The organism is Blautia intestinihominis, from assembly GCF_040096655.1.
In the GTDB taxonomy this organism is placed as follows: Bacteria; Bacillota; Clostridia; order Lachnospirales; family Lachnospiraceae; genus Blautia_A; species Blautia_A intestinihominis.
In genome coordinates this window covers 133,301-141,041 of sequence record NZ_JBBMEI010000002.1, presented here as the reverse complement: position 1 = coordinate 141,041, position 7,741 = coordinate 133,301, and the positions used below count along the sequence as shown (strand labels likewise).

At 43.2% G+C, this 7,741-nt stretch carries 6 protein-coding genes and 1 pseudogene; 5 read left to right on the top strand and 2 right to left on the bottom strand.

The window, feature by feature from the left end; genetic code table 11:
- Positions 1-99, bottom strand: a pseudogene (locus WMO75_RS01630) (IS982 family transposase); the annotation flags it as partial.
- Positions 100-375: 276 nt separating this feature from the next.
- On the opposite strand from WMO75_RS01630, the gene WMO75_RS01625 reads away from it, so the two are divergent.
- From WMO75_RS01625 to WMO75_RS01610, 4 genes are all read left to right on the top strand, one after another.
- Entirely contained in the window at positions 376-627 is a 252-nt protein-coding gene (locus tag WMO75_RS01625; RefSeq protein ID WP_118251850.1) for a helix-turn-helix domain-containing protein, read from the top strand.
- Between the two features lie 31 nt (positions 628-658).
- On the top strand, positions 659-838 hold the full coding sequence (locus tag WMO75_RS01620; RefSeq protein WP_118251849.1) for a cupin domain-containing protein: 180 nt from the start codon (positions 659-661) through the stop codon (positions 836-838).
- 102 nt (positions 839-940) lie between these two features.
- Entirely contained in the window at positions 941-2,431 is a 1,491-nt protein-coding gene (locus WMO75_RS01615) for a sodium-dependent transporter (protein WP_420314286.1), read from the top strand.
- Between the two features lie 62 nt (positions 2,432-2,493).
- The gene (locus WMO75_RS01610; RefSeq protein WP_118251848.1) at positions 2,494-3,687 is read left to right on the top strand and encodes a pyridoxal phosphate-dependent aminotransferase; all 1,194 of its coding nucleotides are present in this window, start codon (positions 2,494-2,496) and stop codon (positions 3,685-3,687) included.
- Positions 3,688-3,832: 145 nt separating this feature from the next.
- Here the strand turns inward: WMO75_RS01610 and WMO75_RS01605 are convergent, their stop codons facing one another.
- Positions 3,833-4,534, bottom strand: coding sequence for a GTP pyrophosphokinase (locus WMO75_RS01605; RefSeq protein WP_022214085.1), 702 nt, complete (start codon positions 4,532-4,534; stop codon positions 3,833-3,835).
- A 506-nt stretch (positions 4,535-5,040) separates the two neighbouring features.
- Here WMO75_RS01605 and adhE point away from each other — a divergent pair.
- On the top strand, positions 5,041-7,650 hold the full coding sequence (gene adhE / locus WMO75_RS01600) for a bifunctional acetaldehyde-CoA/alcohol dehydrogenase (RefSeq protein WP_118698460.1): 2,610 nt from the start codon (positions 5,041-5,043) through the stop codon (positions 7,648-7,650).
- The last annotated feature ends 91 nt before the right edge of the window (positions 7,651-7,741 follow it).

Here is a 7,741-nt window from a genome sequence, read left to right as displayed (position 1 = left end):
AAAGCGGTGATACAATTCATCAATAATAACGTAAGTGGTCAAAATAAAGTCTTCAAAAGTTGCAATAATCGTGGTATCATTACTTTGAAACTTCAACATGATGATGCCCCCTTTCAAATTTGTATGTCCTACAAATAAGATAGCACATTTTGTTGAAGTTTCTTTATATTTTATTTTATCTAGCACAACAAGTTAATTTAACAAATGTAGTAAGGATTCCCTCACCTATAGGTGAAGGGATGAATTGACCTTTGAGCATATCTGCTCGAATAATTCATAAAAGCACTTGTTCTTATAAAACAAATATATTATAATGAAGCAAGAACAATGTGTTCATAGAAATAGAATCAATCCGTCAGTATATAGAAAGTCAGGGTGAGAAAAGTAAACCGGGCAGTAAAAATAAGAATCTATCCAAATAAAGAACAGATATCTCAGATAGAGAAAACAATCGGTTGCTGCCATTTTCTTTATAACCAGATGCTTGCAGATAAGATCAGTCATTACCAGAAAGAAAAAAAGATGTTGAAAAATACACCGGCCGGATATAAAAAAGAATATTCATGGCTGAAAGAAGTAGACCTTCGAACCGCATATCGTATCCTGCCCGTACTTTACCGTAGATAAGCTCGTTCTCGACGGACAGCACGTCAAAAAAGTGTTCGGCGAGATCGACAAGACTTCCTTCGTAAGCATTCTCGTCATGGAAGGAAAAGGTACGATCCGCGATAAGGAAGAAACCCTGACTTTCAAAAAAGGAGACAGCCTCTTTGTCACAGCCAATATCGGTGAGTATGAACTGGAAGGTGCTTTTGAGGCACTTGTAACGACCGTATAACATCTTGCCTGATATAACTATATATAAAACTTCAAATTGAAATCCCAATTCCTGCAAGGACAGTTCACATCGGACTGTCCTTGTGTTATAATAGATAAGTTAATGAAAATGGAGGAGGAAAATCTTTTGAAAGAAAGAGAAACATTTGGATCAAGACTTGGATTCATCCTGGTTTCAGCAGGATGTGCAGTAGGTCTTGGAAACGTATGGAAATTTCCGTACATGACAGGTAAGTACGGCGGTGCCGCTTTTATCCTGATCTATCTTGGCTTTCTTGTACTGCTTGGACTTCCGATCCTTGTAAGCGAATTTGCAGTAGGACGAAGCAGCAGACTGAGTACGGCAAGAGCATTTCACAAACTGGAGCCGGAAGGTTCTAATTTCCATAAATACAGCTATATGGGAATGATCGGTAACTACATGCTGATGATGTTTTATACGATGGTTGCAGGATGGATGATGTACTATTGTTATGTTATGGCAACCGGGAAACTGAGCGGAGCTTCTTCCGAAGAAGTGAGCAGATTTTTCTCAAATCTGATGACATCTACAGGAACGATGACTGGATGGATGATCGCAGCGGTCCTGCTGGCATTTGGTGTATGTTCCCTGGGACTTCAGAACGGAATCGAGCGTATCACTAAGATTATGATGATCTGTCTGCTGGCACTGATCGTTGTACTGGCAGTTCACTCCGTAACACTGGATGGAGCAATGGAAGGTGTGAAATTCTACCTTGTACCGAATCTTGACAATATCCGCGAGGCAGGAATTGGAAATGTAATCTTTGGGGCACTGTCACAGGCATTCTTTACTTTGAGTATCGGTATCGGAGCGATGGAGATCTTCGGAAGCTACATGGGCAAAGAACGTACCCTTGCAGGAGAAAGCATCAACATCCTGATCCTGGATACCTTCGTAGCACTGATGGCAGGACTTATTATCATTCCGGCGTGTTTTTCATTCAATGTAGAGCCGGGAGCAGGTCCGGGACTTGTGTTCATCACTCTGCCAAATGTGTTCAATCAGATGGCTGGCGGAAGACTCTGGGGAGCACTGTTCTTCCTGTTTATGTCTTTTGCGGCACTGTCTACAGTAATTGCAGTATTCGAAAATATCCTGTCCTTTGCAATGGATCTGTGGGGATGGAAACGCAACAAGGCTGTTGCATTTAATATCGTTCTGATCATTATCCTTTCCATGCCGGCAATCCTTGGCTTTGGACCATGGTCCGGAATCCAGATCCTTGGTGAAGGAACAACTATCATGGATCTTGAGGACTTTATTATCTCAAACAACATCCTGCCGCTTGGATCTGTAATATTCGTGATTTTCTGTACATCTAAGAACGGATGGGGATGGAAGAATTTCCTGAGAGAAGCCAACACAGGAAAAGGAGCGAAATTCCCGGCATTCATCAGAAATTACATGCTGTGGGTGATCCCGGTCGTTGTAGCGATCATTTATCTCAAAGGTTACTATGACATGTTCCAGCCAAAGGGAAATGCTTATCTGATCCCATGGATGATCGTCGGTATTGCCATGCTGGCACTGACAGGATGGATCTCATTCGGACACAGCAAAAAGAAATAAGATACCACGGAACAATCCGTAAGTATCGCAAACAATAAGAATTAAGAGGAGGCACAAGTATTATGATAGCAGAAAAAATGAAACCTTTCGTACAGAACAATTCAGCAATCCGTATGATGTTCGAAGAAGGAAACCGTCTCCGGGCAAAGTACGGTGCGGACAAAGTCTATGACTTCAGCCTTGGAAATCCAAGTGTTCCGGCACCGGACTGTGTACGCGAAGCAATCATAGATCTTGTAAACAACGAAGAACCGACTGTCCTTCATGGATATATGAGTAACGCCGGGTTCGAGGATGTCAGAGAGACGATCGCACAGTCTCTGAACCGTCGTTTCGAAACTGCTTTTTCTGCACATAATCTGATCATGACTGTTGGTGCTGCCAGTGGCCTGAACGTGATCCTCAAAACGATCCTGAATTCTGGAGAGGAAGTGATCGTTTTTGCACCGTATTTCCTGGAATATGGTGCATATGTCCGCAACTATGATGGCAAGCTTGTGGAAATCTCACCGAACACAGAGACCTTTCAGCCGAACCTTAAAGAACTGGAAGAAAAAATTACAGTCAACACTCGTGCAGTGATCGTAAATACACCGCACAATCCGACAGGTGTCGTTTATTCCGAGGATACTATCAAAGAACTTGCAGCGATCCTGGAGAAAAAACAGCAGGAGTTCGGTTCTGTGATCTATCTGATTTCTGATGAGCCATACAGAGAGCTGGCTTATGACGGCGTAGAAGTTCCGTATCTGACGAAATACTACAAGAATACGGTTGTAGGATATTCCTACAGTAAATCTCTGTCTTTGCCGGGTGAGCGTATCGGTTATCTGGTCATTCCGGATGAGCTGGAAGACAGCGCAACCGTCATCACAGCAGCAGCGATCGCAAACCGTGTACTCGGAAGTGTCAATGCACCGTCCCTGATGCAGAAAGTCATCCAGAAATGCGTAGACGCAGAAGTAGATGTTGCAGCTTATGACAGAAACCGTCTGGCACTTTACAATGGACTGACAGAATGTGGATTTGAGTGCATCAAACCACAGGGAGCTTTTTACCTGTTCGTGAAATCTCCGATCGCAGATGAGAAGCAGTTCTGTGAGGCCGGCAAGAAATACAATATCCTCATGGTTCCGGGAAGCTCCTTTGCCTGCCCGGGATATGTGAGGCTGGCATACTGTGTTTCCTATGAGACGATCCAGAATTCCCTTCCGGAGTTTAAGAAACTGGCTGCGGAGTATGGACTGGGCAAATAATCCACATGAAACAACAAAAGAATGACAAAAAAATAACAATATAAAACACTATTTATACAGGATTTTAGATAAAACCACAAAAACAGGAGCCCCTCTTGTAGAAATACAAGGCAGAGGCTCCTGTCTACGTTTACATGGCATTATATCAGATCTTATCAATTTTCTTGCGGATCGCCAGCATCTTCTGATCGAGCTGGCTGATCATAGAGGCACATTGCTGCAGTTCCTCATTGATAACGGCAGCCTGTTTCTGACCTCTCTTATAACGGAGCTGGTGGTCGAGGTTTGCCCAGTAATCCATTGCAGCCGTCCGGAGCTGAAGCTCCAGTTTGACCCATTGATTCTCATTCTGGAATGGAATTGCGATCTCCAGGATCAGATGCAGGCTCTGATAGCCGGATTTCTTGGGCTGCTTGATATAGTCCTTGATCTTGATGATGCGGATGTCCTGCTGTTTCTGGATCAGGTCAGCCACCTTGTAGATATCGTCCACATAAGCGCACACAGCACGGACCCCGATCAGGTCGTTGATCTTTTCCACTGCCTGCGCGAAATTCATATCGAGGCCTTTTTTCTGCATTTTCTTGCAGACACTGTCGTAGCTCTTGAGTCGTCCGGTCTTCATCTGTATGTAGTTTCGTCCGGTCTTCATCAGCAGAAAAGTGTTGATGATATCGATCTTGGTCATCATAAGATTGATGGCACATTGTCCCTGGATGCTGAACTCGCTGTCGGTCAGCATATTCTTTAATAGTTCTTTCTTTTTCAATTTCTGTCTTTCTTCCTCTAATTGTATCAGTGTGAATGTTTCTGGTTCTGTTACCCGTATTGCATTACCGCTTCCCATTAGAATACTCCTTCAATAATAAATCTGTAGATTGATCGTGTTAAAAGAAAGTAAAACAGAAGAGAATCGCAGAACAGGGAATAGTTCTGTGTCATCTCTTATCCTCTAATCTATGCAGGATAAAATAGGAATATGACAATATATTCTGATGTATTATTCTATTATATACAAAATAACTAATTTGTACAGAGAAAAACAAAAAAACTTATATAAAATACCATATAAAAATAAATTGCAAAATAAGTAACCATAAAATATGATAAATATATACAAAAATGCCCCGGGTAGAGTTGTGCAAATTACATAAAAAGAATAAATAAAAAGGGATTTAGTGGATTTTTTAGGTGGTTAAAATATATTGACAAATGATTAACAATCTAATACAATAGCCTCATCAGCAAGATTGATAAATAATTAACGTTAATCCATTAACACACACAACCATCAAACACACTACTAAAACCAGAAAGAATCAAATCACAAGAGGAAAACAGGAGGATTCAGAAATGGCAAAGAAAGAAACCCACATCCCGGCAATTATCGACACTCCAGAGGCACTTGAAGCCAAGATCGCTGCGATGAAAGAAGCTCAGAAAATTTTTGCTACCTATACTCAGGAGCAGGTAGACAAGATCTTCAAAGCAGCCGCAACAGCAGCAGACAAAGCCCGTATCCCGCTTGCAAAAGCAGCCGTTGAAGAAACAGGAATGGGTATCGTAGAAGATAAAGTCATCAAGAACCATTACGCAGCAGAGTACATCTACAATGCATACAAAAACACCAAGACCTGTGGTGTACTGGAAGAAGATCCGGTTTATGGAATCAAGAAAATTGCAGAACCGATCGGTCTGATCGCAGCAGTTATCCCGACAACAAACCCGACTTCCACAGCAATCTTCAAAACCCTGATCGCTCTGAAGACAAGAAACGCAATCATCATCAGCCCACATCCACGTGCAAAAGGAAGCACTATTGAAGCTGCCAAAGTTGTTCTTGAAGCAGCAGTAAAAGCAGGTGCTCCGGAAGGAATCATTGGCTGGATCGATGTACCAAGCCTTGAGCTTACAAACCTCGTAATGAAGGAAGCTGACATCATTCTTGCAACAGGTGGTCCTGGAATGGTTAAAGCAGCATACTCCTCCGGAAAACCGGCACTTGGTGTTGGAGCCGGAAATACACCGGTTATCATCGACGACACAGCAGATGTCCGTCTTGCAGTAAACTCCATCATCCATTCCAAAACATTTGATAATGGTATGATCTGTGCTTCTGAGCAGTCCGTAACTGTTCTTGAAGGCATTTACAAAGCAGTAAAAGAAGAGTTCCAGTACAGAGGATGCTACTTCCTTAAGAAAGACGAAATCGAAAAAGTAAGAAAAACAATCCTGATCAACGGTGCACTGAATGCCAAGATCGTTGGACAGAAAGCAGCTACGATCGCTGAGATGGCAGGAGTTACTGTTCCGGCAGAAACCAAGATCCTGATCGGTGAAGTAGAATCTGTAGATATCAGCGAAGAGTTCGCACACGAGAAACTTTCTCCTGTACTTGCAATGTACAAGGCAAAAACCTTCGACGAAGCTATCGCAAAAGCAGAACAGCTGGTAGCTGACGGTGGATATGGACATACATCTTCTCTGTACATCAACGTAAATGAGAAAGAAAAGATGGCAAAACATGCAGCAGCAATGAAGACCTGCCGTATCCTGATCAACACTCCATCTTCTCAGGGTGGTATCGGAGATCTCTACAACTTTAAACTCGCTCCGTCTCTGACACTTGGATGCGGTTCCTGGGGTGGAAACTCTGTATCTGAAAACGTTGGTGTTAAACACCTGATCAATATCAAGACTGTTGCTGAGAGGAGAGAGAACATGCTCTGGATGAGAACCCCGGAAAAAGTTTACTTCAAAAAAGGCTGCCTGCCGGTTGCTCTTGATGAGCTGAAAAACGTGATGGGCAAAAAACGCTGCTTCATCGTAACGGACTCCTTCCTTTACAAGAATGGATACACCAAGAAGATCGAAGACAAACTTGACGAAATGGGAATCGTTCATACATGCTTCTCTGATGTAGAACCAGACCCGTCCCTCGCTTCTGCAAGAGCAGGTGCTGCAGCAATGCGTGCATTCGAACCAGACTGCATCATCGCAATGGGTGGTGGATCCGCAATGGATGCTGGTAAGATCATGTGGGTTCTCTATGAAAACCCGGATGCAGACTTCGATGATATGGCAATGGACTTCATGGATATCCGTAAGAGAATCTATACATTCCCGAAAATGGGTAAAAAAGCTTACTTCATCGCCGTACCTACATCTTCCGGTACAGGTTCTGAGGTAACACCTTTCGCCATCATCACAGACAAAGAAACAGGAATCAAATGGCCTCTGGCTGACTACGAACTGTTACCGGATATGGCGATCGTAGATACAGACAACATGATGAGTGCACCAAAAGGACTGACAAGTGCTTCCGGTATCGACGTTATGACACATGCTCTTGAGGCATATGTATCCATGATGGCTTCTGACTACACAGACGGTCTTGCACTCCGTGCAATCAAACTGGTATTTGATTATCTGCCAAGAGCATACAGAAACGGAAATGATGTAGAGGCAAGAGATCATATGGCAAATGCTTCCTGCATGGCTGGTATGGCATTCGCAAATGCATTCCTCGGAGTAAACCACTCCCTGGCTCACAAACTGGGCGCTTTCCATCACATCCCGCACGGTATCGCAAACGCTCTGGTACTTACAGATGTTATGCGCTACAATGCAGCAGAAGTTCCGGCTAAGATGGGTACTTTCCCGCAGTATCAGTATCCGAAGACACTGGCTCGCTACGCAGAGGTTGGCCGTTTCGTAGGACTGACAGGAAAAGATGACAAAGAAGTATTTGAGAAACTTCTGGAGAAACTCGAAGAACTCAAGAAGATCATCGAGATCAAACCTACCATCAAAGATTACGGTGTAGACGAGAAATACTTCATTGAGACTCTTGATGAGATGAGCGAGCAGGCATTCAACGACCAGTGTACTGGTGCAAACCCGAGATACCCACTCATCGCAGAACTCAAAGAAATCTACCTGAAAGCTTACTATGGTAAATAATTAAAACGATATATTTTCTTCCATAAAATATAAATAATATAAGCGGCGATTGCCCCGGCATTACAGGAACGTAGTGCCGGGGCAGTTGCTT

Bases quoted from the DNA above. Each gene is read 5' to 3' on its own strand.
- WMO75_RS01615 (WP_420314286.1), top strand. From the start codon at position 941: ATGAAAATGGAGGAGGAAAATCTTTTGAAAGAAAGAGAAACATTTGGA.
- WMO75_RS01610 (WP_118251848.1), top strand. From the start codon at position 2,494: ATGATAGCAGAAAAAATGAAACCTTTCGTACAGAACAATTCAGCAATC.
- WMO75_RS01605 (WP_022214085.1), bottom strand. From the start codon at position 4,534: ATGGGAAGCGGTAATGCAATACGGGTAACAGAACCAGAAACATTCACA.
- adhE (WP_118698460.1), top strand. From the start codon at position 5,041: ATGGCAAAGAAAGAAACCCACATCCCGGCAATTATCGACACTCCAGAG.